The organism is Catenulispora pinisilvae (genome assembly GCF_015356865.1).
Classification (GTDB): Bacteria; Actinomycetota; Actinomycetes; order Streptomycetales; family Catenulisporaceae; genus Catenulispora; species Catenulispora pinisilvae.
In genome coordinates, this window is sequence record NZ_JAAFZA010000154.1 from 1 (window position 1) to 24,866 (window position 24,866).

At 71.5% G+C, this 24,866-nt stretch carries 21 protein-coding genes and 2 pseudogenes; 13 read left to right on the forward strand and 10 right to left on the reverse strand.

Translation table 11 applies throughout. From position 1 onward, the window contains the following. Positions 1 to 71 precede the first annotated feature (71 nt). The 4 genes from IZR01_RS32560 to IZR01_RS32575 all read right to left on the reverse strand — a co-directional run bounded on the left by IZR01_RS32560 (position 72) and on the right by IZR01_RS32575 (position 4,193). Entirely contained in the window at positions 72 to 1,175 is a 1,104-nt protein-coding gene (locus IZR01_RS32560) for a Gfo/Idh/MocA family protein (RefSeq protein ID WP_194897685.1), read from the reverse strand. After that, complete coding sequence (locus IZR01_RS32565) at positions 1,172 to 1,873, reverse strand: sugar phosphate isomerase/epimerase family protein (RefSeq protein ID WP_228555561.1); 702 nt, start codon at positions 1,871 to 1,873, stop codon at positions 1,172 to 1,174. The genes IZR01_RS32560 and IZR01_RS32565 overlap by 4 nt, the downstream gene beginning before the upstream one ends. A 177-nt stretch (positions 1,874 to 2,050) precedes the next feature. Beyond that, positions 2,051 to 2,971, reverse strand: coding sequence for a sugar phosphate isomerase/epimerase family protein (locus IZR01_RS32570; RefSeq protein WP_194897683.1), 921 nt, complete (start codon positions 2,969 to 2,971; stop codon positions 2,051 to 2,053). 1 nt (position 2,972) lies between these two features. Continuing rightward, a complete protein-coding gene (locus IZR01_RS32575) occupies positions 2,973 to 4,193 on the reverse strand; it encodes a Gfo/Idh/MocA family oxidoreductase (protein WP_194897682.1) in 1,221 nt (406 codons plus the stop codon). 194 nt (positions 4,194 to 4,387) lie between these two features. Here IZR01_RS32575 and IZR01_RS32580 point away from each other — a divergent pair, with 194 nt between their 5' ends. The 3 genes from IZR01_RS32580 (at position 4,388) to IZR01_RS32590 (ending at position 7,647) form a co-directional block, all read left to right on the forward strand. After that, on the forward strand, positions 4,388 to 5,566 hold the full coding sequence (locus IZR01_RS32580) for an ROK family protein (protein ID WP_194897681.1): 1,179 nt from the start codon (positions 4,388 to 4,390) through the stop codon (positions 5,564 to 5,566). A 50-nt stretch (positions 5,567 to 5,616) separates the two neighbouring features. After that, the gene (locus IZR01_RS32585; RefSeq protein ID WP_194897680.1) at positions 5,617 to 6,450 is read left to right on the forward strand and encodes a DUF3626 domain-containing protein; all 834 of its coding nucleotides are present in this window, start codon (positions 5,617 to 5,619) and stop codon (positions 6,448 to 6,450) included. 207 nt (positions 6,451 to 6,657) lie between these two features. Continuing rightward, positions 6,658 to 7,647: a hypothetical protein gene (locus IZR01_RS32590; RefSeq protein ID WP_194897679.1), complete on the forward strand. Its 990-nt coding sequence runs from the start codon at positions 6,658 to 6,660 to the stop codon at positions 7,645 to 7,647. 44 nt (positions 7,648 to 7,691) lie between these two features. On the opposite strand, the gene IZR01_RS32595 is transcribed toward IZR01_RS32590, so the two are convergent. Further along, positions 7,692 to 8,081, reverse strand: coding sequence for a VOC family protein (locus IZR01_RS32595; protein ID WP_194897678.1), 390 nt, complete (start codon positions 8,079 to 8,081; stop codon positions 7,692 to 7,694). A gap of 143 nt (positions 8,082 to 8,224) precedes the next feature. On the opposite strand from IZR01_RS32595, the gene IZR01_RS32600 reads away from it, so the two are divergent. The 4 genes from IZR01_RS32600 to IZR01_RS32615 all read left to right on the forward strand — a co-directional run bounded on the left by IZR01_RS32600 (position 8,225) and on the right by IZR01_RS32615 (position 12,301). Beyond that, entirely contained in the window at positions 8,225 to 8,629 is a 405-nt protein-coding gene (locus IZR01_RS32600; protein ID WP_194897677.1) for a hypothetical protein, read from the forward strand. Between the two features lie 46 nt (positions 8,630 to 8,675). After that, positions 8,676 to 9,812: a M24 family metallopeptidase gene (locus IZR01_RS32605; protein WP_194897676.1), complete on the forward strand. Its 1,137-nt coding sequence runs from the start codon at positions 8,676 to 8,678 to the stop codon at positions 9,810 to 9,812. Continuing rightward, a complete protein-coding gene (locus IZR01_RS32610; protein ID WP_194897675.1) occupies positions 9,812 to 10,972 on the forward strand; it encodes an acyl-CoA dehydrogenase family protein in 1,161 nt (386 codons plus the stop codon). The genes IZR01_RS32605 and IZR01_RS32610 overlap by 1 nt, the downstream gene beginning before the upstream one ends. 216 nt (positions 10,973 to 11,188) lie before the next feature. Further along, positions 11,189 to 12,301: a hypothetical protein gene (locus IZR01_RS32615; RefSeq protein ID WP_194897674.1), complete on the forward strand. Its 1,113-nt coding sequence runs from the start codon at positions 11,189 to 11,191 to the stop codon at positions 12,299 to 12,301. 181 nt (positions 12,302 to 12,482) lie between these two features. Here the strand turns inward: IZR01_RS32615 and IZR01_RS32620 are convergent, their stop codons facing one another. Beyond that, complete coding sequence (locus IZR01_RS32620) at positions 12,483 to 13,436, reverse strand: tyrosine-type recombinase/integrase (protein WP_194897673.1); 954 nt, start codon at positions 13,434 to 13,436, stop codon at positions 12,483 to 12,485. Positions 13,437 to 13,692: 256 nt separating this feature from the next. On the opposite strand from IZR01_RS32620, the gene IZR01_RS32625 reads away from it, so the two are divergent. Together IZR01_RS32625 and IZR01_RS32630 are read left to right on the forward strand one after the other, a co-directional pair. Further along, positions 13,693 to 14,127, forward strand: a complete 435-nt coding sequence (locus IZR01_RS32625; RefSeq protein WP_194926108.1) for a hypothetical protein — start codon at positions 13,693 to 13,695, stop codon at positions 14,125 to 14,127. 79 nt (positions 14,128 to 14,206) lie between these two features. Further along, entirely contained in the window at positions 14,207 to 14,737 is a 531-nt protein-coding gene (locus tag IZR01_RS32630) for an HAD domain-containing protein (protein ID WP_228560712.1), read from the forward strand. 102 nt (positions 14,738 to 14,839) lie between these two features. Here the strand turns inward: IZR01_RS32630 and IZR01_RS32635 are convergent, their stop codons facing one another. Together IZR01_RS32635 and IZR01_RS32640 are read right to left on the reverse strand one after the other, a co-directional pair. Further along, positions 14,840 to 15,790 carry a helix-turn-helix domain-containing protein gene (locus IZR01_RS32635; RefSeq protein ID WP_194898698.1) on the reverse strand — a complete coding sequence of 317 codons (951 nt, stop codon included), beginning with the start codon at positions 15,788 to 15,790 and terminating at the stop codon, positions 14,840 to 14,842. A 49-nt stretch (positions 15,791 to 15,839) separates the two neighbouring features. Next, complete coding sequence (locus IZR01_RS32640; protein ID WP_194898697.1) at positions 15,840 to 16,793, reverse strand: aminoglycoside phosphotransferase family protein; 954 nt, start codon at positions 16,791 to 16,793, stop codon at positions 15,840 to 15,842. Between the two features lie 56 nt (positions 16,794 to 16,849). On the opposite strand from IZR01_RS32640, the gene IZR01_RS53625 reads away from it, so the two are divergent. From IZR01_RS53625 to IZR01_RS32660, 4 genes are all read left to right on the forward strand, one after another. After that, positions 16,850 to 17,299, forward strand: a complete 450-nt coding sequence (locus IZR01_RS53625) for an Lrp/AsnC family transcriptional regulator (RefSeq protein WP_194898696.1) — start codon at positions 16,850 to 16,852, stop codon at positions 17,297 to 17,299. A gap of 110 nt (positions 17,300 to 17,409) precedes the next feature. After that, positions 17,410 to 19,071 (forward strand): amidohydrolase, encoded by a 1,662-nt coding sequence (locus IZR01_RS32650; protein ID WP_194926109.1) that lies wholly within the window; start codon positions 17,410 to 17,412, stop codon positions 19,069 to 19,071. Positions 19,072 to 19,945: 874 nt separating this feature from the next. Further along, a complete protein-coding gene (lnt, locus tag IZR01_RS32655; protein ID WP_194898694.1) occupies positions 19,946 to 21,685 on the forward strand; it encodes an apolipoprotein N-acyltransferase in 1,740 nt (579 codons plus the stop codon). After that, positions 21,682 to 22,422, forward strand: coding sequence for a polyprenol monophosphomannose synthase (locus IZR01_RS32660; RefSeq protein ID WP_194898693.1), 741 nt, complete (start codon positions 21,682 to 21,684; stop codon positions 22,420 to 22,422). The genes lnt and IZR01_RS32660 overlap by 4 nt, the downstream gene beginning before the upstream one ends. 473 nt (positions 22,423 to 22,895) lie before the next feature. Here IZR01_RS32660 and IZR01_RS51235 read toward each other — a convergent pair. Next, positions 22,896 to 23,273, reverse strand: a pseudogene (locus tag IZR01_RS51235) (RNA polymerase-binding protein RbpA); the annotation flags it as partial. A gap of 234 nt (positions 23,274 to 23,507) precedes the next feature. Then, a pseudogene (locus IZR01_RS32670) lies at positions 23,508 to 24,794 on the reverse strand (MFS transporter); the annotation flags it as partial. Between the last annotated feature and the right edge of the window lie 72 nt (positions 24,795 to 24,866).

The following is a 24,866-nucleotide window of genomic DNA, read 5'->3' on the forward strand; positions in this document are numbered from 1 at the left end:
CCCCAAAACAAGATCCGAACCCCGCACACCACACAGCCAGCGGACCTCCCCAACTCCCCTGAGCCAGCCGCTCAGAGCGTCGCCTCCAGCGGATCCCAATCCTCCGGCAGCGCCTCCAGCTTCTCAGTCCACGCCGGCACGTCCTCGAACGCCGCGCTCTGCGCCGACCCCGCGATCGCCGCCATCACGTCCAGCACATGCAGCGCCAGCTCCCCGGACGCGCGGTGAGCGGTCCCGGAGCGCAGTGCCCGCGCCATGTCCAGCACACCGATCCCGCGCCCGATCGAGGTCCCGGTGGCCGGGATCTCCTCGGCCTCCTTCGCCCCGGGCCGCCGCAGCCCCAGTGTGCCGTCGAACTGGTTCGGGTCCGGCACCAGCAGGGTGGCCTCGGTCCCGGTGATCTCGATGCTCTGCCGGGACAGCGGGGAGTCGAAGCTCAGCGTGGTGGTGGCCCCGGCGCCGCTGCGGAACTCCAGTAGGGCCGTGACATGCGTCGGCACCTCGACCGGGAACACAGTCCCGGCCTTGGGGCCGGAGCCGATGACCCGCGACTCGCGGGACTTGTGCCCGGTGGCGGCCACGGTGCCGACCGGGCCGAGCAGCGCCACCAGTGCGGTCAGGTAGTACGGGCCCATGTCGAACAGCGGGCCCGCGCCCACGGCGAACAAGAACTCCGGGCTCGGGTGCCAGCTCTCCGGGCCCGGGCTCTGGAACGCGGCGGCGGCCGCGACCGGCGTGCCGATCGTGCCGGAGGTCACCGCCCGCAGCGCCGTCTGCAATCCCGCGCCCAGGAACGTGTCCGGTGCGTTGCCGACTCGCAGCCCGCGCTCGTTCGCCTCGGCCAGGACCTTGCGGGCCGCCGCCGGGTCCAGGGCGAGCGGCTTCTCGCCGTAGACGTGCTTGCCGGCGGCCAGCGCCTGCAACGCCACGTCGGCGTGCGCGGCCGGGATGGTCAGGTTGACGACCAGCTCCACCTCGGGCAGCGCCAGCACGTCCGGCACCGAGCCGGAGGCCGGTACGCCGTACTCCGCGGCGGCGGCTGCGGCGCGTGGGACGTCGAGGTCGGCGACCGCCAGGACGTTCAGGTCCGGGAAGCGTGTCAGGTTGGCCAGGTACTGCGAGCTGATGTTGCCCGCGCCGATGACCGCGACGCCGACCGGCCCGCTCCCGCTCATGCCGCCTCCAGACCGTTCACGTAGGTCAGGCTCGCCGCCAGCGCCTCGAAGATGTCGGTGGCGGCCTCGTCGAACTCGATCACCCGCCAGGCGTCCGGCGGCGCGGCGGCCAGGACGGCCGGTACCGGCATGGCGCCGGTGCCGACGGCCACGTTCGGCTCGCCCTTGACGACCGGCCCGTCCTTCACATGCAGGGCCACGACCCGCTCGCCCAGGCGCTCCAGGACCGCCGGGGTGTCGGCGCCGCCGACCGAGGACCAGTAGGTGTCGATCTCGAACACCACCGCCGGGTCCACCAGGTCGGCCAGGATTTCCAGCGCGTGCCGGCCGTCCAGCACCGGCTCGAACTCCCAGTAGTGGTTGTGGTAGCCGAAGCGCAGACCGGCCTCGGCCGCCTTCGCCGCCAGCGCGTTCAGCCGGTCGGCGACGTGCTTGAGCCCGTCGTGGGTCTTGAAGTCTTCCTCGGGGATGCCGCCGGGCAGGATCGGCAGATCCGTGCCCAAGGTGGCGACGGCCTCGAACACCGGGGCCGGGTCCGGCTCGCGCAGCAGCGCCCCGGCGTGCGCGCCGGAGACGGTCAGGCCCAGGTCGTCGGCCAGGGCGCGGAAGCCGGCCGGGTCGGTCGTCGGGTCGTAGGGCTCGACGGCGGTGAAGCCGATGTCGGCGAGGCGCTTCAGCGTCGCTTCACGGTCATTCATGTGGTCGCGGACAGAGTAGAGCTGGACGCTCGGCTTGCGGGTCATGGCCTGGCTTTCGTTCGAAGTGTTCAACGATTAAGCGGTTCAGCGGTCCTCAGTGCTCCGCGCCGGCCGGAGGTGGCGGCCCGACCGGCGGCGGCGTTCGGTGCTCTTCGCTTTACCGGCGTGGCGTCCGGGTCAGCCGACGATGAGCGGGGACAGCGTGCGGTGGGCGATCCGCAGTCCCTGCTTGACCTTCTCCTCGGTGCCGCCCCACACCGGGTCCTCGTGCTCCACACTCAGCACCCCGGTGAACCCGCCCTCATACAGCGCGTCCACCACGCCGCTCCAGTCCACCTGGCCCAGGCCCGGGACGCGGTAGCGCCACCAGCCCTCGTCCCAGGGGTGCTCGCGGCTCAGGGTCTTGCCGAAGAAGCCGTAGCGGTTGCGGGCGACCGGGTCCAGCTGGGTGTCCTTGGCCTGCGCGTGCGGGATCCGGTCGACGTACGGCTTCAGCGCGGTGACCGGGTCGATGCCGATCCACAGCAGGTGCGAGGGGTCGTAGTTCAGGTACAGCCCGAGCGAGAACATCCACTCCCACAGTTCGGGGGAGTAGGCGAGGTTCCCCGGGTACCCGTCGGGGTGCCAGCCCTCCATGACACAGTTCTCGATGATGATCTTCACGCCGCGCTCGCCGGCGTAGTCGACCAGCCGCGGGAAGGACTGCTCGGCCAGCGCGATGTTCTCCTTCACGCTGAGCCCGGGGTGGCGCCCGATGAAGGTGCCGACCGTCTCCACGCCGAGCCGGGCCGCGGCGTCCACGGCGTGCCGGAGGTGCGTGCCGATCTCCTGGCGCCGGTCCTCGTCGGGGTGCAGGTTGTTCTCGTAGTACGCCAGCGAGGACAGGGTCAGTCCGTGCTTGGCGAACAGTTCGGTGACGTCGCCGGCCTGTCCGTCGTCGAAGTGCGCGACGTCGATGTGGCTGGCCTCGAACTCCCGGCCCCCGACCTTCGGCCAGACCGCGACCTCCAAAGCGGCGTAATCGTTTTCGGCCGCCCAGGCGGCGATGTCCGCGAGCGGGACCTGCGGCAGGCAGGCCGTGAGGAAACCGAGTTTCACGTCAGGACACCTCGATCCAGGAACGGTGTGCGGCCGAAGTCAGGACCGCGTCGGTGATGTGGGCGGTGCGGGCGGCGTCGGCGAAGGTCGGATACACCGGGGAGTTCTGCGCCGCTGGTCCAGCTGTCTTCGAGTTCCGGATCGCCGCGTAGACGTCCTCGGTGAACGCCGCGAAGCAGTCGCGGTAGCCCCAGGGATGCCCGGCGGGCACGGCGTTGATCCGGCCGGCCCCGGGCGACAGGGCGTCGCGGCGCACGATCTCGGTGCGGGCCCGGCCGCCCAGGAGCAAGGACTCGGGGTCCTCGCCGTCGTAGGAGACGCTGCGCTCGGCACCGTCGATCTCGAACCAGAGCCGGTTCTTGCGGCCCGGCGAGACCTGCGACACGACCAGCGCGCCGGTCGCGCCCCGGTCGGTGCGGAACAGGACCTGGACGGCGTCCTCGGTGGTGACGGCGACTTGCGCCGATTTTGCCGCGCCTTGCGGCGGGCTTCCTGCCGCCGGGTTTTTTGTCATCGGGTTTTCTGTCACCGGGTCTTTTGTCACCGGGTTCTCTGTCTCAGTTCCGGCGAAAGTCTCGTGACCGGCCGCCGACCGGTGCGCAAGCACGGTCTGCGCCGCGGCGGTCAGTTCGCTGATCCGGTGCCCGCTGATCCACTCGACCAGGTCGCACCAGTGCGAGCCGATGTCGGCGAACGCCCGGGACGCGCCGCCGACAGCCGGGTCCACGCGCCAGTTGTTGTCCTCCGGCCGGGCCAGCCAGTCCTGCAGGTAGTGGCCGTGGATGAGCCGGATGGCGCCGAGCTGCCCGTCGCGCACCCGCTCGCGGGCCTCGACGGTCAGCGGGGCGTACCGGTAGACCAGCGGGACGGCGTTCACCAGTCCCGACTCGGCGGCCAGGGCCACCAGCTCGTCGGAGTCCGCACCGGTCAGGGACAGCGGCTTCTCGCAGACCACGTGCTTGCCCGCCGCCAGCGCCGCGCGGACCAGCGGGCCGTGCAGCGCGTTGGGCGTGCAGACGTGCAGCACGTCGATCTCCTGGCTCACCGCCAACTCCTCGGCGGAATCGAAGGCGCGGCCCGCTCCCACTCGCGGAGCCGCCGCCTTCGACCGCTCCGGCGTCGAGGCCGCGACGCCGACGACGGCGCCCCCGGCGCGGCGGATCGCGTCGGCGTGGACCGCCGCGACCATGCCCGCTCCGGCAATGCCCGCCCGCACCGTCATCAGCACACCCTCCAGATCGGCACACCCTCAAGACCGGTGATCCCACCGCCGAGACCGGTGATCCCACCGCCGAGGCCGGCCTTCACCAGCTCTCGTAATCGACGATATGGCCGCCCTTTACGACTGACAAGAGTCATCATTAGGCTTAGTTCTGTCTTAAAGCAGCAGCCGGGAAACCGGTCGGGAGGGGTCTGATGAACAGTGCGGCCAAGCGCCGGATGGCATCGCTCAGCGAGCTCGCGGGCCTGGTCGCGGACGGTGCGGCCACCACGCGCTCGGCGATCGTCGGCGCCACCGGGCTCTCCCGCGCGGCCATAGCGCAGCGGGTGGACCTGCTCATCGAGCGCGGCCTGCTGGTCGAGACCGAACCGGCCGCCACCGACCGCGGCCGCCCGCCGCTGGCGCTGGACCTGTCCGACCAGCAGATCGTGGTCGCCGGCTGCGACCTCGGCGCCACCCACAGCCGGCTGGCCGTCGCCACTCTCTCCGGCCGGGTCCTGGCCGAACGGGCACGGTCGATCGACATCAACGCCGGTCCTGAGGCGGTGCTCGGCGGCGTGCGCGCCGACCTGGAAGAACTGCTGGCCGAAGTCGGCCGTCCGGCGGCGCACCTGCGGGCCGTCGGCATCGGCGTCCCGGGCCCGGTGGAGTTCGCCAGCGGCACCGTGGTCCGCCCGCCGATCATGGCCGGCTGGGACGGCTGCCGGGTCCCGGCCTTCTTCGAAGGCCGCTACGCCGCGCCGGTCCTGGTCGACAACGACGTCAACGCCATGGCGCTGGGGGAGTACACGAACCGCCGGGACAGCCGGCACCTGCTGTACGTGAAGGTCGGCACCGGCATCGGCTGCGGCATCGTCTCCGACGGGGTCCTGCACCGCGGCGCGTCCGGCGCGGCCGGCGACATCGGGCACATCCAGCTGCCGGGACACGAGGACGTGCTGTGCCACTGCGGCAACACCGGCTGCGTGGAGGCGGTGGCCTCCGGCGCTGCGATAGCGGCGGCGCTGCGGGCGCAGGGCAACGACGCGACGCGCGCCGCCGACGTGGTCCGCCTGGTCTCCGAGGGGCACGCCGCGGCCCGGCGCCAGGTGCGACTGGCCGGGCAGCGGATCGGCGAGGTGCTGGCGTCCCTGGTCTCCTTCCACAACCCGGACACGATCGTCATCGGTGGGATCCTGGCGCAGCTGCACGAGGACCTGCTCGCCGATGTGCGGGCCGTGATCTACCGGCGCGCGCTGCCGCTGGCCACCCGCAGCCTGGCGATCGAGACCTCGGTGCTGGGGGAGCGCGCCGGGATGCTCGGCGCGGTGCGGCTGGCCGCGCGGCACCTGCTCTCGGCCGAGGGGATGGCCGGAATCATCGGGGACGTGTGATCGCCGGACGTGTGATCGGACGTGTGATCGTCATCGGGCATACTGCCGCCATGACGGAAGGGGCGTCGCAGGCGGCGCGACAGGCGCTGGGGCACGTGGCGGCGCGTTCTTCGGGACCGCGGGTGGACGACGCACTGCGCGTCACGCTGAACTTCCATCCCGACCGCGGCGAACCGCCGATCCTCACGGCGCTCGCCGCCGCCGGGGTCTACCGCTCCCAGTTCGTCACCGGCACCAGCAACGGCGGCCTGACCGCCCACCCCGGCGGGGACCGCTGGCGCTGGGAAAGCCGCATCTTCGGCGGCGCCTACGACAACGCCGCCGCCGACGAACGGCCGGTCTACGGCGCACTGAACTTCCGCGCCAAACCGGCCGGAGCCGCACCGCGCTTCGGATCGGCGTACTTCCTCCTGGACGCGCAAGCCGTCCAACGCGCCACGTTCTGCTACCCGGACAGCTACCTGGAGCCCCAGGACTTCGGCGTCGCGACGGCCATGGACCTGATCGCCCCGGCCCTGGCCGACACCGCGGCCGACGCCCTCGACGACTACATCGAGGCGCAGGTCCACGGCACGGTGCGGCTCGACCGCGATGTCGAGGCACTGGTCCTCGACCCCTGTTATCAGGGCACGGAGATCGAGGAGCAGGCGCGCACCCTGCCCTGCCGCCTCGACTGGCATCCGGGATTCCGGCTGACGCTGGCGGAGATGGCGCGCCACCCGGACTACCGGGGGCCGGAGTTCATCGAACTGGCCCGGGAGATCGCGCCGGACGGCCTGCTGACCCCGCGCGTGATCGGGCGGGCGGCCGCGACGCAGAAGTACGACCCGCAGTCGCTGAAGCGGGTGTGGCATTACGTGGCGCGCTTCGGGATGCAGAGCTGAGCGGCTCGCGCACGCCATAGCTTCACCTGGAATTGTCCAGCAGAGTGCAAAGGATTCGACAAGTCCGACTCAGCCTCTTGCCATCAAGCATTGCGCGGACTTCACTCAGAGTGATTGTCAGAGCACTGTCGTGCCATCACACTCTGGGAAGTGGGAACAGTGTCCATTCGTTTCAGACACCCGCGATCCTTGCCCAAGGCGAGGATCGTGATCGCGGCCCTCCTGCTGATCGCGGCCGGGACCGCGGGCAGCGCCCAGGCCGCGGCGAACAACGCCGGGCCGGACGCGGCCGCCGGGACGTCCCCTCAGTCCACCTCCGCAGCCGGCCCGGTCAGCAGTGACCCGGCCGCCTACGCCGCGGCGCTGCGCTCGCCGGACTGGGTCAAGACCCCCGACGGGCTGATGTACAAGACCTGCGTGCACACGCTTCCGGCCGGGGCGTCGATGCACGGCGACAGCGAGGTGCTGGCCTCCGGCGTCAAGCTGGCCCCGTTCAAGCCCTGCCCGCACCCGCGGCTGGTGACTCCCGCGCAGGCCGCGGCGCAGTCCGCGGCGGCGAAGCGGGCCGTCGCGAAGCCGGCGTTCAGCACCAACGGCTGGCTCCAGGCCAGCTGGTGGAACGCCCCGAACTACCTGACCGGCATCACCTCGACCTACACCGTCCCCAGCCCGCCGACCACCGACGGCGCGACGAACTTCTTCTTCTCCTCGCTGGAGCCCTCCGCCGGGGACTCCATAGTCCAGCCGGTGCTGACCTGGGGCAATGGTGAATCGGACTACTACCTGACGTCCTGGTACGTCACGGGCAGCAACAGCGAGACCGGCCAGAACGTCGCGACCGCCCCCGGCGACACGGTGACGGCCTCGGTCCGCGCCTCGGGCTGCGCGTCGGACGGCACCGGATGCACCTGGGACATCATCACCCAGGACAACCAGTCGGGGCAGCAGAGCACGCTCTCGGTCACCACCGACGAGTCCTACACCAGCGCCCAGGGCGGGACGTTCGAGTCCTACGGGGCGAACGGCTGCGACTACTTCCCGTCCAACGGCGGCATCAATTTCTCGGACATCGCCGTGTACGACAACAACAACGCTCAGACCTCGCCCTCGTTCAGCGACTTCGTCGCCGACCAGGAGTGCAACATGAGCCTGAACATCGACGCCACGTCGACCACCTTCAACTGGTCGACTTCCTAACGCGTCGGGCTTCTAACGCATCGGGCTTCTAACGCGTCGGGTCCCTAAAGCAACGCGAACAGATCCACGCCGCTGCCGTCCGGATCGATGACCGACGCATAACGCTGACCCCACGGTGCGTCCCAAGGCCCGCGGAAGCCATGGAAACCGGCCTCCATCAGCTCGGCGAACTTCGCGTCCACGTCGTGCGGGGTCTGGAACTGGAAGCACAGCGCGGTGCGCGGACTACCGAAGGGCCGGTTCCAGGCCGAGGTGAAGGCCTGGACCGACTCCTCGGTGTCGAGCATGAGCCGCAGCCCGTCCCCGAGATCCGCCTCGGCGTGCCCGTCGGCGGACTCGGGAGCGGTGAAGCCGAGGCCGAAGTGTTCGTAGAAGGCGATGGACACGGACAGATCCGCGACGACGATGCTGATCGCGGCGGCTTTCGCGCTCATGGGGCTGACAGTAGTCGCGCCGCGAGGGGCTGTCGCGGTGGAGCGGGGCATCTGGTGCCGTGGTTCGCGGCGTCGCTACGGTGGCCTGCATGGGGGCTACGGGGATCGCGGGGGTAATGCGGCGTTGGACCAGGTGGGCCGGCTTGCCGCGGTGGGTTCAGGTGGCGCTCGCGGTCTACGCGATCGGCTTCCTGGAAGGCGCGGGCTCCCATGTGTGGGACCTGGCCACCCGCGGTAACCACGCCTACGACCTGGTCGCGTGGCCGGTCCAGGTGCTCTACTACTCGCTCGTCGTGCTGGACTCGCTCGCGGTCTACCTGGCCTTGCGTGCCCACCCGGCCGTCGTCCCGCTCGGCGTGGCGATCATGGCGGCGGACCTGCCGGCGAACTGGCACTACAACTGGGCCGGCGTCGTCGCTCATCGATCACACATCCTCTACCTCACCCCGATGTCGCTGTTCGGCCTGTTCGTGGCCGGGGCCGGGGTGCCGCTGTGGCGTGTGTTACGCCGCCGGGAGTTCTGGCGAGCCACGCCGGACATCTCCTGATTGCTCCGCATCGAAGGAACCCCGTCCGGCCACTATCCTGACCCTCGTGACACACCACACACATGATCTGACCGACCGCCTCGCCCGCGCCCAAAAGGCCGCCGCCGAGGCCGGTATGGACGCCCTCCTGATCAGCCCTGGTGCCGACCTGCGCTACCTGACGGGTTACGAGGCGCTGCCGCTGGAACGCCTCACCTGCCTGGTGCTGCCGGCCGGCGGCGACCCCCTGATGGTCGTGCCGGCGCTGGAGAAGCCCGCCGCCGAGGCCTCGCCGCTGGGCGGGCTCGGCCTGGACATCGTTCCGTGGAACGAGACCGACGACCCCTACGCGCTGGTCGCCTCCCGCCTGCCCGGGGCCGGGGCCGGTGCCGGTGCCGCGCGGACCGTGGGCTTGGACAACCACATGTGGGCCGAGAAGGTCCTCAACTTCCGGCGGGTGCTGCCCGGCGCCGAGCAGGTGCTGGCCGGGCCGGTGCTGTCCGACCTGCGCATGCGCAAGACCGCCGCGGAGGTGGAGTCCCTGCGTGCGGCGGGGGCGGCCATCGACGCCGTGCACCGCCGCGTGCCCGAGTGGCTGCGTCCCGGCCGGACCGAGCGCGAGGTCGGGCAGGACATCGCCGACGCGATCCTGGCCGCCGGGCACGCCACCGTGGACTTCGTCATCGTCGGCTCCGGCCCGAACGGCGCCTCCCCGCACCACGAGCTGTCCGACCGGGTGATCCAGGCCGGGGACCAGGTGGTCGTGGACATCGGCGGCGCCATGCCGGACGGTTACTGCTCGGACTCCACCCGCAATTACAGCCTCGGCGCGCCCTCGGCCGAGTACGCCGAGTACTTCGCGGTCCTGCTGGCCGCGCAGACGGCGCAGTGCGAGGCCGTCCGCCCCGGCATCACCGCCGAGGAGCTGGACGCGGTCGGCCGCGACCTGATCACGGCGGCCGGCTACGGCGACAAGTTCATCCACCGCACCGGCCACGGCATCGGCCTGGAGACGCACGAGGAGCCCTACATCGTCTCCGGCTCGGCCCGTCCGCTGGAGCCGGGCATGGCCTTCTCCATCGAGCCCGGCATCTACCTCGCAGGTAAGCACGGCGCGCGCATCGAGGACATCGCCGTCTGCACCGCCGACGGTGGTGAGCGTCTGAACCTGACCACCCGTGAACTCGTGGTGGTGGACCTCTGATGGTCGCGGTCGAGCGGACGCTGCCCAACGATGAGTCGCGTGCCCTATTTGAGCTGGTTCAGGAACTGTGTGCCAAGGAGCTCGCGCCGCGTGCGGCCGAGTACGAGGCGGCCGAGCGCTTCCCGCGCGAGGTGTTCCGGACCCTCGGCCAGGCCGGTCTGCTGAGCCTGCCGTATGACGAGGAGTACGGCGGCGGCGGGCAGCCCTACGAGGTCTACCTCCAGGTGGTCGAGGAGCTGGCCCGCAACTGGCTCACCATCGGCCTGGGCGTGTCAGTGCACTCCCTGGCCTGCTACGGCCTGGCGAACTTCGGCAGCGAGCAGCAGAAGGAGAAGTGGCTGCCGGGCATGCTCGGCGGGGATCAGCTCGGCGCGTACTGCCTGTCCGAGCCGCAGTCCGGGTCCGACGCCGCGGCGCTCACCACCCGCGCGGTGCGCTCCGGTGACACCGCTGCCGACGCCTACACGGTCACCGGCACCAAGGCCTGGATCACCCACTCCGGCCACGCCGATTTCTACACCCTGATGGTCCGCACCTCCGACGACGGCGCCAAGGGCGTCAGTGCCCTGTTGGCCGAGGCCGGGACGCCGGGGCTGGGCTTCGGCAAGCCCGAGAACAAGATGGGCATGCGTGGCTCGGTGACCGCGCAGGTGCTGCTGGACGGCGCGCGGATCCCGGCGGAGCGGCTGATCGGGGTGGAGGGCCAGGGGTTCTCCATCGCGCTGTCGGCGCTGGAGGCCGGGCGGCTGGGCATCGCGGCGTGCGCGGTCGGTGTCGCGCAGGCGGCGCTGGACGCGGCGGTGGACTACGCGAGCTCCCGGCAGCAGTTCGGGCATCCGATCGCCGAGTTCCAGGGCGTCGGGTTCATGCTGGCCGACATGGCGACGTCGGTGGCGGTCGGGCGGGCGGCGTATCTGACCGCGGCGCGGCGCCGGGACGCCGGGCTGCCCTACGGGACCGAGGCCGCGATGGCCAAGCTGTTCTGCACCGATATGGCGATGAAGGTGACCACCGACGCGGTGCAGGTCTTCGGGGGTTACGGTTATACCGCGGACTTTCCCGTGGAGCGGTACATGCGCGAGGCTAAGGTGCTTCAGATCGTCGAGGGAACCAATCAGGTTCAGCGTCTCGTTATCAGTAGAGCGCTTACCCGTTCGTGACGAGTTCGTGATCATCGCCCTGTCGCCGGACCGGCTGACCGGCTCGGCGGCAGGCCGGTGCGGGCCGCGATGACAGGCACCGTACAACCGCATACGTAGAAAGCCGGGTCTCCAGGAAAATCCCCGCGTCGCCAGATCGGGAGGAATCGGGACCTTTCGCCGTCAGGTCGCCGATCGTCTTATCAGCACATCGGCAGACCCTGTACCGTGCTGCCCATGACGCAGCAGCCGAATCAGAACTACCCCCAGCCCGGGGGATGGGGACAGCAGCCCGCGCAGCCGCCGCAGCAGCCGCAGCCGGGTTGGGGACAACAGCAGCCCGCGCAGCCGCAGGGCGGCGGTCAGTGGGGGGGCGCGCAGCAGCCCCAGTACGGGCAGGCCCAGCAGCCGGCCCAGCAACAGCAGCAGTATGGCGGCGCTTCTTACGCGGGCGGCACCGCCGGCCCGTCGAGCGGTGCGCCGGCGATCTGGGGCAAGGTCTGGGGTTTCTACGCCTCCGGCGGCCTGGCCGTGGTCGCGGCCGTCATGACCTTCCTGGCCTGGTTCAGCGTGAAGATCACGGCCGGGGGCCAGAGCGAGACCACCACGATCACCGACTTCGGCAAGGGCTCCGTCTCCAGCACGGTGAAGGGCGCCGCCTCCGGCTCCGGCGACACCGGCTACACCGCCGCGTGGGGCTGGATCCTGGTGATCACCGCGGTCATCGCGGTCGCCGGTGTGGTGATGGTGTTCGTGATGAAGACCCCGCTGTCCGGCTGGATCGCGGTCGGCGGCAGCGGCGCGGCGTTCGTCGCAGCCGTGATCGGCGCGATCTACTGGAACGGCAAGTCCTCCGACGCCAAGAAGGGCGTCGCGGCCGAGGCGGGGGCCGGTGCCAAGTACTCGATCGGTCTGGGCCTGGGCGCTTACGTTGCCCTGGCCGCGGCGCTGATCGGCGTGGTGTTCGCCGTGCTGGCGCAGCTGTCGATCAACCAGGCCGCGGCGACGGCCTCGGCCTCGGCCGGCGGCTACGGCCAGCAGGCGTACCAGCAGCAGGGCTACGGTCAGCAGGCTCAGCAGGCTCAGCAGGGCTACGGCCAGCAGGGGCAGCAGGGCTACGGCCAGCAGCAGCCGCAGCAGCAGGGCGGCTGGGGCCAGCCGCAGCAGGGCCAGCAGCCGCCGGCCCAGGACCAGACGCCGCAGCAGGGGCAGCAGCAGTGGGGCAACCCGCAGCCTCCGCAGCAGGGCCAGCAGCAGTGGGGCGGCTACGACCCGGCGGCCAACCAGCCGACGCAGGCCGTGCAGCCCGGATACATGCCCGGGCAGCAGCAGCCGCCTCAGCAGCAGTAACCACATCAGCGCACGGGGCACCTTCAGCAGCGGCTGCTGAATCCTGCGTTTAGCACATAGGGGAGCGGCGGTCCGTGGAGTCTTCCACGGGCCGCCGCAGCTTTTTGTCTTCTTCCACTGGGCTGTCTTCGCTAGTTGTCGCTGCCTGTAGCCGCCCTGCCTGTCGCCGCCCTGCCTGTCACTACTCGTCAGTGGTCTCGGCGTCGGCATCATCGTCGTGGCGGTGCTGTTCGGTGACGGCGCGCCGCAACTGCTCGAAGCGCACCGGCAGCGGGAGCCAGCCCGGCGAGCCGGCCAGCGCCATGTTCGCCTCGACGACGGCGCGCGTATAAGCACGCTGCATGCCGCGCGGCATCAGGGGCATGCCCGGCGGCCGGCGGATGGCCTCGCCCTCGACGTTCAGGTGGCCGGCGTGGTTCGGCATCACCGAGACCCACAGCGCCTTGGCGTTGCCGTGGAGCGGCTGCACCAGCGCCTCCCGCACCTCCAGCCAGGCCTTGAGGGCGGCGCGGGTCCCGTCCGAGAGCTTCACCGTCTCGTGCACGGCCTCGCTCACGGTGCGGGCCTGCGGGCGCCGCACCACCTGCACGGTACTGAGATCGTCGGCGAGGTCTGCCAAGGTCAGCGCCGCGAGCTCCCCGACCCGCGCACCGGTGTCCAACTCCACGCCGATCAGCGCGAACAACCGGACCCGCGCGGCCGGCGCGCCGACATGCTCCGCGCGCTTGGCGAGGTAGTCGCGCAGCTGGGAGCGGGAGGGGCCGTCCACGGTCTCGCGCAGCTCCGGCAGACCCGGGCGGTCCGGGACGTCGACCAGAATGCCGCCGTGCTCACCGAGGATCTTCAGGCAGTCGGCCCGGATCCGCATGGAGGCGTTGGTAGCGTGCGCGTCCCCGGCCTTGGCCCGCCGCCGCAGTTCCCCGCGCGCGGCCAGATCGAGGTAGGCCGTTATCGGCCCGGGCTGTAGCAGGTCGACGGCGTCGGTCGCGTCCCGGAACGGGAACTCCTCATGGTTGCGCACCAACGCCAGCTCCCCGGCCACCCACCGCAACTGGCGCGCCCGCGCCTTGCTGACCTCCCGCTCAGCGATGACCCGCTCGGCCCAGGCCCCGATGGCCACGGCGGCCGGGCTCACCCGCCTCTCCCGCTTCTGCGGCACGGCACGTTCCTCTCACCGGTTGTTGGACGTCAGATAACGGGCCTCGCACCCGACCTCCAGCTTGCCACACCAAGCGGCCCGCGCGGATCACGCTAGAGCAGGGGGCTGACAGGTTTCTGGCGGCGGAGGCGGTTTCGGGGTGGTTTTGGGCTGGGTTCGGGCTGGCTTCGAGACGGTTTTGGGCGCGGATATTCGATCGTGGCGCGGGCGGGGGCGTGGATAGGGTGTGCAGATGCTGTCGATCGTTGAGGAACCTGAGGGGCGCTGGACAGCCCATCGCGACGGGACGGTCGTCGGCCGCGCGGAGCTGTGGGCGCGGCCGGATCGGCGGCGCTGGCTGGAGTTCCGGGACTGCGCGCCGGAGGTGTACCCGGCGCTGGCGGCGGCGGTGCCCGGTGCGGTGTACGTGACGGTCGACGTCGCCGACGATCGGACCCGCGAGGCGCTGCTCGACGGCGGGTTCGTCGTCCATCGTGCCGAGGACGACTACGTGGTCCCGACCGATCCCGCCCGGACCGGGTTGGCCGGCGTGCGGATCCCGCCGGGCATCACCTTCGTGAATGCCGCCGATGTGGACGTGACCAACGTCGCCTCCCAGACGCTGCTCACGAGCCTGGGCGGCCGGCGGGTGGGCGGGTCTGTGGAACTGGTGCGTGCAGCGCCGTGAGGTGGCGTACCGGGGCGGACGGTGGCGTGATCCGCCGCTTCCGCTGGCATTCTGAGGACACTGACATACCGTGGGTGGTATGAGCGCGCCGCTGCTGTTCCTGGACGTCGACGGGGTCGTGTTGCCCTTCGGTGCCGAGCCCGACGATATCGGGGTGGACCTGGGGCGGCGGCTGGCCGCGTTGCCGGGGGAGTTGGTGTGGGCCACGGCGTGGGAGCACGGGGCGAACGATGAGATAGCGCCGCGGCTCGGGTTGCCGCGGCTGCCGGTGGTGGAGTGGCGGGAGCCCACGGCCGCTCAGGACGCCCTCGATGAGTACTTCAACCTGCATTGGAAGACCCGGCAGGTGGTCGAGTGGGCCGGCGGGCGGGACTTCGCGTGGGCCGATGACGAGGTCACGGCCTCGGACCGGGACTGGGTCGCCGAGCACCATCCGGGGCGCGCGCTCGTGCACCACGTGCGGGCGCTGCTCGGGCTCACCGGGCCGGACTTCGAGGTGCTGGAACAGTGGCTGCGGACGGTGCGCGGCGACGGAGGGGAAGGGGAGGGAGTGGGGGAAGGAGCCGATGAGGGTGACGGTCCCGACAACCGTCACCCCGCCGCGTCCTGAGGCAGCCGCCGTCCAGACTGCCCGAGGCGGACTGCCTGAGACGCCTGACGCCCGGTCCCTACCGCCCGAGCCCCCTGGCCCCTGGTCGCTACCGCCTACCGCCTACCGCCCGATCCGCACCCGCAGAGCCCGCAGGAACCAGTCGAACACCGGCCCCAAGTTCTCCGGCTCCGGCCACCGGTTGATCGCCGCCAGCAGCCGCCAATACCGCTCCACCCGCGGATCGACGGCGACCTCCAGCCGCTGCCACAGCCACTCCCGCAGCGCCGCGTCGTCCGGCTTCCCGAACGTGTCGGCGTACTGCGTGGCCAGCTCGGCGATCACCGGGTCGGCGGCCGTGGATTCGGGATCGATGCCGTCGGCGACCGCCCGGCCGACCTGCTCCCGCACCACCGCCGTCAGCTCGTGGTGCAGCCCGGTGGTGTCCCCCGCGGCGCGTTCAGCGGCCTGATACTCGGCCATCCGGCGCACGCTGGCCCGGAAATCCGGGTCCTGCGTCAGCTCGGCCAGCTCGATCCACGCCTCGACCTGCTCCGGCGCGGCGTCCTCGGGCAGCTCCGGGCTGGCCGCGCGGACCATCTCGACCAGCTCCGGGTTGGCGTCGACGCCGCCGAAGACGCTGTCGACGAAGTCCTCGATCATCCGCCGGCGCTCGGCGTCCGACATGCGAGCGATCCTGTGCATCAAATCCATCTCCTGATGTGAGGCACCCCGAGCCGCCACCGCGCCCAGCACCGCACGCCGCAGACGCAGCGTCCGGATCTGCACGTCCAGCGCTTCAGCGTGCGCGGCGGCCACCTCGGACAAGGTGGCCTCGCGCGCCAGCACCCGCCGCACGGTCGGCAGATCGATCCCGAGGTCGCGCAGCGTCCGGACCAGGTCCAGGCGCGCCACGGCGTCGACGTCGTAGACGCGGTAGCCGGCCGGGGTGCGGCCGGTTTCGGGGACGACGCCCTCGTCGGCGTAGAACCGGATCGTCCGCACCGGGAGTCCGGTGCGTCGGGCCAGGTCGCCGATGGTGAAGTGGCTGTAGGAGGGGCCTGCGTCGTCCATGCGTCCACCTTCGGGCTTCCACTAGATGGAGACTCAAGTAGATGGAGACTCAAGCCGCTTTCAGAATCTCGTCGATGTCGTGCCAGGAGTCGGCGACGATCCGCGGGTTGGTGCCCAACCGCGTGTAGTACGGCAGCGCCACGAGCGCGATCGACAGGGCCCAGCCGCGTCCGCGCTCCCACGTGTCGTCGTCCACGCCCAGCGTCTCGCGGAACGCGGCCCGCGCCTCGCCCTCGAACAGGTTCCAGGCCGGGAGCAGCCCGACGGCTGGGTCGCCGAGCGAGGGGGCGAAGTCGATGACCGCGGCCAGCCGGCCGTCGCGGGCGATGAGGTTGCCGCCCTGGAGGTCGGAGTGGATCCAGGCCGGCTCGTGGGGCCAGGCCGGGGTGTCCATGACGCGCTCCCACGCGGCGAGCACGGCCGCCGAGTCCAGGCTCGCACCGAGCTCGGCGACCATGGCGCGCACGGTTTCGTCGCGCCCGGTGATCGGCATGCCGCGGCTGCCGGCGACCGGGGCCGGACCGCCGGTGGTGTCGGCCGCGTGCAGGGCCTTGAGGAATCCGGCGAGGTCCACCGCGGCCGCTGAGGAGTCGATTCGGCCCGCGGCCGCCGCCGAGTCCATCCAGCCCGAGCCGATACCGCCCCCAGCGAGCACCTGCCGCGTGGCCGGCTCACCGTCGATCCACGGCAGCACCGACCACGGATACGGGTATTCATCGGTAGGCTCCCCGACCCCCACGGCCACCGGCACCGCGAGCGGCAGCCGCGGCGCGAGCACCGGAAGCCATCGCTGCTCGCGGCGCAACGCGCGAACCGCCCCCTGGATCCGCGGCAGCCGCGCGCACAGCTCCGTACCGATCCGGAACATCGCGTTGTCCGTCCCCGTGGATTCCACCCGCCGCACCGGCAGATGTGCCCAGTGCGGGAACTGCCCGGCCAGCAGCCGCTCCACCAGTGCGGCGTCGGTGTCGGTTTCGTCCGGATGCATCTTGGGATCCGCCATGATCGGCAGGGTATGCCGTGTAGGCGGCCGGGCGCCGCAGGATTTACCGTGGGCGCGTGGACGATATCGACAGGCACATCGTGACGGCGCTGGTCGCCGACGGCCGGATGAGCTACACCGACCTCGGCAAGCTGATCGGGCTGTCGACCTCGGCGGTGCACCAGCGGGTGCAGAAGCTGGAGGAGCGCGGGGTGCTGCGGGGGTTCCGGGCCGTGGTGGACCCCGAGGCGCTGGGGCTGAGCCTGACGGCGTTCATCTCGGTGAAGCCGATCGACCCGGCCGCGCCGGACGACGTGCCGGACCGGCTGAAGGACCTGGTGGAGGTCGAGGACTGCTATAGCGTCGCCGGGGATGAGAACTACATCTTGAAGGTGCGGGTCGGGACGCCGGGGGAGTTGGAGTCGCTGCTGGCCCGGATCCGGACCGACGCCGAGGTGTCCACCCGGACCACGGTCGTGCTCTCGACGCCGTTCGAGGCCCGGATGCGGGGGACGACACCGGCCTGAGCCGAGTGCGTGTGCCCGGCGGCCTGCGCCCGGCGCCCTGTGCCCGGAGGTCGGAGGTCGACTCGGAGGTCGGCGCGGGGCCTGTCCAGGCGTACGAGACACTGTTCCGTATGACCGACACCGCCCTGCCCGACCCCGACCGTCCCACCCCGCCGCGGGTCCTGCTGCGCGGCGGGATCATCCACTCGCCGGAGGAGCCGTTCGCGACGGCGATGCTGGTCGAGGACGGCGCGGTGGCCTGGCTCGGCTCGGACAGCGCGGCGGACGTCGCGCACGCGGATTCCGTCGACGAGATCGTGGAGCTGCGCGGCGCGCTGGTGACCCCGGCGTTCGTCGACGCGCACGTCCACCTGACCTCCACCGGCCTGCTGGTCGCCGGCCTGGACCTGCACGACGTGCCGTCGCTGGCCGCCGCCCTGGACCGGATCGCCGCCTTCGCCGCGACCGTCCCGGCCGGCGCCATGGTGATCGGCCAGGGCTGGGACGAGTCGAAGTGGCCGGAGCGGCGCGCGCCGACGCCGGCCGAGCTGGACCGCGCCGTCGGCGGCCGGCCGGCATACCTGTCGCGGGCCGACGTGCACAGCGCGCTGGCGTCCTCGGCCCTGATCGCCGCGGTGCCGGAGGTGCGCCGCGCGGTCGGGTTCGAGGAGTCCGGGCAGCTGCGGCAGCAGGCGCACCACCTGGTGCGCAAGGCGGCTTTCAGCATGCTGAGCACCGGGGCCCGCGGCGAGTTGCAGGCGGCGGCGCTGCGCCGGGCGGCGGAGCTGGGGATCGGCGCGGTCCACGAGTGCGGCGGGCCGGACATCAGCGGCGAGGCGGACTTCCTTCAGGTGCTGGCCTCGGGGCTGGAGGCCGGCGGCCCGGAGGTGTTCGGGTACTGGGGCGAGTTCGGCGGGGCCGAGAAGGCGGCCTTCCTGGGCGCGGTCGGGGCCGGCGGGGACCTGTTCCTGGACGGCGCGATCGGCTCGCACACCGCGTGCCTGGCGCGCCCCTACGCTGACAAGGACACGCTCGGCGCGGGGTATGCGAGTGCTGAGCAGGTGGCGTCCCATGTAGTGGAGTGCACGCAGGCCGGGATGCAGGCCGGATTCCACGTCATCGGCGACGCGGCGATGGCCACGCTGCTCGACGGCTTCGACGCGGCCGCGGCCAAGGTGGGCCGCGACGCGCTCCACCGCGTCGGGCACCGGGTCGAGCACGCCGAGCTGATCCCCGACGGCGGCATCCAGCGGCTGCTGGACTTCGGGATCGTGGCCAGCGTGCAACCGGCGTTCGACGCGGCGTGGGGCGGCCCGGACGGTATGTATGTGGAGCGGCTGGGCGCCGAGCGGGCCCGCGCGATGAACCCCTTCGCGGCGCTCCAGAAGGCCGGCGTCCCGCTGGCGTTCGGCTCGGACGCGCCGGTGACGCCGCTGGACCCGTGGGGCACGGTGCGCGCGGCGGCGTTCCACCAGACCCCCGAGCACCGCGTCTCGGTCCGCGCGGCCTTCGCGGCCCACACCCGCGGCGGCTGGCGCGCGCTGGGGGCCCGGGCGACCGCGACCGGCGTGCTGCGGGTCGGCGAGCCGGCGACGTACGCGGTGTGGGACGTGGCGCCGGAGGACGTGGTGGTACAGGCGGCCGACGAGCGGCTGTCGGCGTGGTCCACGGACCCGCGCTCGGGCGTGCCGGGGCTGCCGGACCTGACGCCGGGCCGGCCGCTGCCGACCGCGACCCGCACGGTCGTGCGGGGCCGGACGGTGTTCGACTCGGGGCGGCTCGCGGAGGGATAGCTGCGGCGCGGGGGAGTGGTTTGCGAGCCGCCGGGCCGCCGAGCCGCTGGCGGGTTACTGCCGGGCCGCCGGGCCGCCCCGCCGCCGACCCGCCCAGCCACCGAGCTACCGAGCCGCGCTGCCGACTCTCACCGCCCGCCTACTCCCGCTGCCCTGCCGCCGCCCCGTTGAGGTGTTGAGCCGCGCAGTGACTCGACACCTCAGCCTCACCCCCGCCGCTTCAGCACAGTTCGGTCACAAATATCCCCCGCGCCCTTCCGAGTGATCGTCGTCAGCCCCGCCTGCTTTCGCCGACAGCGCGCTGACCTGCGAATTTGTCGCGTTCACGCAGGCCAAGAGTGGTCGGATCACTGGTTGACAGGAGTCCCTGCAGTCCGGGTAGCGTCGGTGACCACGTCCACCGGCCGCACGCGTCGCACGGTGGTCCTCCTCTCGCCGCGGTGCGATCCGGCGCCGAAGCGCTTGGCGGGGGCATGGCGGCGGATGCGGCGAACGATGGTGGGTCTTCACCGGGAGCCCGGCGGATCCAGTAGACAACGGCGTGCGGGACTCGCAACCAACGGGTCCGCAGCCGGTCCGAAGGATGCCGCCGGGTTTTCGCGTGCGGGCTGCCGGCCGCCGGGCCTGCCGGCCGGGGATCTGTACTGGTGCCGATCTATGCTGGTGCGGGTCTGTCCTGGCGAGAATCTGTGCTGATGAGGATCGGTGCTGGTGAAGCCGCTTTCATGCTCACCGCCGAAGGTGTCCTGCGGCTTTCCACCAGGTGAAGTCTGTTTCCAGACCGGCCCAATCTTGAGAACCTGGATTCACACCCTGCTCGTATAAAGTGCGCTCAAGGTGTGTCCGCAGATCTTTTCTAGGGTGGGTCCCGCTGGTGGCGAACGTGGATGAGGCCGGTACCCGCCGGCGGCGGTGGTTCCGGCGGCCCGGCCGGCCGAGCGCCGAGGCGGTCCGGCTGGCCGCCCTGGCCCTGCTGGCCGGGGCCGCGCTGAACCTGGCGTTCGCGCCGATCGGCTGGTGGCCGGTGGCGCCGCTGGCGGTGGCCGCGTTCTCGGCGCTGGTCGCCGGCCGGACCGGGCGCCGCGGGCTGCTCATCGGGTTCTGGTTCGGCACCGGCTTCTGCTGGGTGATGTTCCAGTGGCTGCGGGTCTTCGGGCCCGGCGCGCAGGAAGCCGTCGGGATCGTCGAGTCGCTGTACTTCGTCCCGTTCGGCTGGGGCATGGCGCGGGTGTCGGTGATGCGGTTCGCGCCGCTGTGGCAGGCCTGCCTGTGGGTCACCGAGGAATACGGCCGGTCCCGCTGGCCCTTCGGCGGCTTCTCCTGGGGACGCCTGGCGTTCTCCCAGCCCGACTCGCCGTTCACCCCGCTCGCGGCCGTCGGCGGGGCGCCGCTGGTGACCTTCGCGGTCGCGCTGTCCGGGGCGCTGCTGTGGCGCGCGGCGCTGATCGTGTGGCGCGAGCGGCAAGCCGGGACGCTGGGGGCCGGGTTCCGCCAGACCGGGACGAGATGGGCCGCGGTGATGGTGGTCGGGGCGCTGGTGATCCCCTCCCTGGGCTTCGCCGTCCCGTTGACGTCCCCCGACTCCGGGCCGCCGGTCCGCATCGCGCTGATCCAGGGCAACGTGCCGCGCGTCGGCTTCGGCCGCGACGAGCAGGAGGCCGCGGTCCTGGACAACCACATCAAGGAGACCGAGGTCCTGGCCGCCGACATCCGCTCGGGCAAGGCGGCCAAGCCGGACTTCGTGGTGTGGCCGGAGAACGGCTCGGACATGGACCCCTACTCCGATCCGGGCGTCGCCGGCCAGATCCAGCAGGCCGTGGACGACGTCGGGGTGCCGGTGCTGGTCGGCGCGGTGATCAACGCCAACGCCGCGGGCACCAACGTGCTCAACCGGCTGATCGTCTGGACCCCGGATCCCGGCGGCGGCATGGGCGCCACCTATGACAAGACCCACCTGGTGCCGTTCGGCGAGTACCTGCCCTTCCGCGGCATCCTGACCAAGATGATCACGCGGTTCAACATGATCCCGCGCGACTTCGTGCCCGGCCACGGCAAGGGCGTGCTGACCCTGAGCGGGGTCACGGTGGCCGCCGTCATCTGCTTCGAGGTCGCCTACGACGACGTGGTCCGCAACGCGGTCAAGGGCGGCGGCCAGGTGCTGCTGGTGCCCAGCAACAACGCCTCCTACATGGGCACCGGCCAGACCTACCAGCAACTGGCGATCGCCCGGTTCCGCGCGGTCGAGCACGGCCGCTGGACCATGGAGGCCGCCACGTCCGGCGTCTCAGCGGTCATCGACCCGCACGGCAAGATCCTCGCCCAGACCGGCGAATACCAGGCCCGCTACCTGGACATGCAGGTCCGGCGGAACACCACGCTCTCCCTGGCCGACCGGGTCGGAGCCTGGCCGGAGTACGTGTTCGCGCTGCTCGGGCTGCTGGCCGCGATCGGCCTGAGCGGGGCCGCCACGACACTGCGGCGTGTTCGGGCACTGATCCCGGGTTTCAGAACTCCAGTCGATACTCTGCCCGGTGCCCTGGACGGCGACGGGGCCCCCAGCGGGGCCGCCGGCGACGCCGACCTCCAAACCGCAGCGAAAGGCCGAGCGCTTTGACGAACCTGCGCGTCCTGGTGATCATCCCTACGTACAACGAGGCCGAGAATCTCCGGACGATCGTCGCCCGAGTTCACGCGGCCAACCCGGACGTGCACGTGCTCGTCGCCGACGACAACTCCCCGGACGGCACCGGCAAGCTCGCCGACGAGTTGGCCGGCAAGGACGAGCGGGTCAAGGTCATGCACCGGGCCGGCAAGGAGGGCCTGGGCAAGGCCTACCTCGCCGGCTTCGCCTGGGGCATCGAGCACGACTACGACGTCATCTGCGAGATGGACGCCGACGGCTCGCACCGGCCCGAGGACTTCCCGGCGCTGCTGAAGGCCCTGGTGGAGCAGGATGCTGACCTGGTGCTGGGCTCGCGCTACGTCCCCGGCGGCAAGACGGTCGGCTGGCCCAGACACCGCGAGATCCTGTCCAAGGGCGGAAACTCCTGGGTCCGGCTGGTCACCGGCATGCGCCTGGCCGACGCCACCGGCGGCTACCGGCTGTTCCGCCGCGAGACCCTGGAACGCATAGAGCTTTCCACGGTCGCCAGCGCCGGCTACACCTTCCAGGTGGACCTGGCCTGGCGCACCGTCCGCGCCGGGATGAAGGTGGTCGAGGTCCCGATCACCTTCGTCGAACGCGAACTCGGGGCGTCGAAGATGAGCACGAACATCGTCGCCGAGGCGCTGTGGCGGACCACGATGTGGGGGCTGAAGTACCGGATGAGCCGGCTGCTCGGAAGGCGTTGAGCGCCGGAGCTTTCTCAGGGTTCGAACACGAAAAGGCCCGAGCCGCACTGTCGGGGGGATGCAGTGCGGCTCGGGGTTTGTGGGCGCTCCGCTCGCCATCGGCGGCTGCGCTATTCCTACTGTAGTCGTAATGATGGGTTCTGTGCGCGGATCGTGCCCGCCGGCTCGGCGGATCGTGCCGGGATCGGCAAGCCGGCTTCGGTCGGCCCACTTCAGTCAGCCAGACCTGCCACCCAGTTCAGTCCGCCACGATGAGTCGGCCGGCGTTGGTCGGCCCAGTTCAGTCAGCCAGGATCAGTTGGCCAGGTGTTCAGTTGGCCAGGTGTTCGGCTCAGCCAGGTTCAGTCGGACGTGTGCGCTGCGGCCTTGCGGGCCCCGGATCGGCTCGCGGTGGTCTTCGGCTTGCCGGCCGGGGCGGCCGGGCTCTTGACCGAGGACGCCTTGGCGGCGGCGGCCGACTTCTTCGCCCGTCCCGCCATGGTGCGGGCCGGGGCGGGGCGGATGACCTCGTGGTTGGCGATGCCGCCGTCACGCAGCACGGCCAGCCGCTCGGCCAGCACTTCCTCCAGGTCGGCCACGGTGCGCCGCTCCAACAGCATGTCCCAGTGGGTGCGGGCCGGCTTGCCGGCCTTCTCCTCCGGCGCGGTTCCGTCGACCACCAGGGCCACGGCGCCGCAGACCTTGCATTCCCAGGTCGGCGGCACGTCGGCCTCGACGGAGAACGGCATCACGAAGCGGTGCTCGTTCGGGCACACGTACTCGATGTCCTGGCGGGGGGCGAAGTCGATCCCCGCGTCGCTTTCATAGCTGGTCGCGCCGAGGCGCGTCCCGCGCAGTGCCCGCTCGCTCATTGGTGTTCCCTCCAGATCGTCTCACCCGCTCACAACGCCTCGCGGCGCACGTTTTGTTCCGGGCCGGACCGGTTGGCGTGGCCGGTAGCCCTGGGCGGGTGTGCTCCCCGAGCCTCCCACGGATGGGTTCCACCGGGCAAAAACGGGCAAACGTCTTTAGTCAGCTCATAGGAGTAGTGCAACGTGGGTTTCGTCACACGCCGGTGTTCAGCGCCGGGTGTCGATCCCGGACGCTCACAGGCGCTCGGGGACCGGGTTTCCGGCGGTGCGGATCGCGGTGCGCAGATCCGTCCGGGCCAGTAGTACCAAACCGAGGGCGAAGAACGCCACCAGGGAGATGATCGCCAGCCGGTAGGAGCCGGTGAACTGGATCGCCAGCGCAACGGTCAGCGACCCGATCCAGGCCACTCCGTTCTGGCTGACCTCGTAGAGCCCGAAGTACTCGCTCTCCTGCCCGGCCGGGATGATCTGTGCGAACAGCGAGCGCGACAGCGCCTGGGTGCCGCCCAGCACCAGGCCGATCGCGCAGCCCAGGAGGTAGAACTGCCACGCGGCGTGCTTGGTCATCCCGAACGCCGCGGCCAGCAGCACGATCCACACCACCAGCGAGCCGCTGATCGTGCGCCGGGTCCCGTGCCGGGCGGCCAGCCGCCCCATCCACAGCGCGCCGCCGAACGCCACGAACTGCACCACCAGGATCGCACTGGCCATCACCGACTGCCCGAGGTCCAGCTGCTTGGTGCCGTAGGTGGAGGCGAAGGAGATGACCGTCTGGACGCCCTCGTTGTAGGCCATGTACGCGAGCAGGAACAGCAGGGCGTTGCGGTTGCGGGCCAGCGCGGCCAGCGTGCGGCCGAGCTGCCGGTAGCCGGTGCCCGACTCCGGGCGCTGGGCGCTGGGCAGCTGCGAGGTGCCGGCGGTCAGCCGCCGCACCCCGGCCGTGCCGAACACCAGCCACCACAGCCCGGCCGAGGCCAGGGCGACCCGCGCGGCGTGCGACTGGCTCAGGCCCAGGGCGCTGTGCGCGGTGTAGATGACGAGGTTGAGGGCGAGCAGCACGGCACCGCCGAGATAGCCGACGGCCCAGCCCTTGGAGCTGATGGCGTCGCGCTCGTCGGGCGCGGCCAGCGTCGGCAGGTAGCCGTTGGCCAGGACGTTGGCGGTGGAGTAGCCGAGCGAGGCGGCCAGGAACAGCGCGCCGCCCCACAGGTAGGCGCCGCCGGTGACGGTGTAGAAGAGCAGGCTCGCCACCACGCCGAGCGTCATCGCCCCGGCCAGCATGCCCCGGGTCCGGCCGCTGCGGTCGGCGGCCGCGCCGACCAGCGGCAGGACCGCGGCCTGGAGCAGCGCGGCGGCGGTGACGGCGAAGGGGTAGAAGGACTCGGCGCGGATGCTCAGGCCGGCCAGGTGCAGGTAGTGGTTGTCACCGCCGGCCGCGTTGCGCGCGATGTCGGTGAGGTAGGGGCCGAGGAAGACCGCGGTGACGGTGGTCGGGAAGGCGTGGGCGCCCCAGGCGTAGCGGTACCAGCCTTTGCGGCGGGAGAGGCGGGAGAGCTGGGCGGGGGCTTTTTCTTATACACCTCTGACGCTGCC

Bases quoted from the DNA above. Each gene is read 5' to 3' on its own strand.
- IZR01_RS32560 (WP_194897685.1), bottom strand. From the start codon at position 1,175: ATGAGCGGGAGCGGGCCGGTCGGCGTCGCGGTCATCGGCGCGGGCAAC.
- IZR01_RS32565 (WP_228555561.1), bottom strand. From the start codon at position 1,873: ATGAATGACCGTGAAGCGACGCTGAAGCGCCTCGCCGACATCGGCTTC.
- IZR01_RS32575 (WP_194897682.1), bottom strand. From the start codon at position 4,193: ATGACGGTGCGGGCGGGCATTGCCGGAGCGGGCATGGTCGCGGCGGTC.
- IZR01_RS32580 (WP_194897681.1), top strand. From the start codon at position 4,388: ATGAACAGTGCGGCCAAGCGCCGGATGGCATCGCTCAGCGAGCTCGCG.
- IZR01_RS32585 (WP_194897680.1), top strand. From the start codon at position 5,617: ATGACGGAAGGGGCGTCGCAGGCGGCGCGACAGGCGCTGGGGCACGTG.
- IZR01_RS32595 (WP_194897678.1), bottom strand. From the start codon at position 8,081: ATGAGCGCGAAAGCCGCCGCGATCAGCATCGTCGTCGCGGATCTGTCC.
- IZR01_RS32610 (WP_194897675.1), top strand. From the start codon at position 9,812: ATGGTCGCGGTCGAGCGGACGCTGCCCAACGATGAGTCGCGTGCCCTA.
- IZR01_RS32615 (WP_194897674.1), top strand. From the start codon at position 11,189: ATGACGCAGCAGCCGAATCAGAACTACCCCCAGCCCGGGGGATGGGGA.
- IZR01_RS32625 (WP_194926108.1), top strand. From the start codon at position 13,693: ATGCTGTCGATCGTTGAGGAACCTGAGGGGCGCTGGACAGCCCATCGC.
- IZR01_RS32630 (WP_228560712.1), top strand. From the start codon at position 14,207: ATGAGCGCGCCGCTGCTGTTCCTGGACGTCGACGGGGTCGTGTTGCCC.
- IZR01_RS32635 (WP_194898698.1), bottom strand. From the start codon at position 15,790: ATGGACGACGCAGGCCCCTCCTACAGCCACTTCACCATCGGCGACCTG.
- IZR01_RS32640 (WP_194898697.1), bottom strand. From the start codon at position 16,793: ATGGCGGATCCCAAGATGCATCCGGACGAAACCGACACCGACGCCGCA.
- IZR01_RS32650 (WP_194926109.1), top strand. From the start codon at position 17,410: ATGACCGACACCGCCCTGCCCGACCCCGACCGTCCCACCCCGCCGCGG.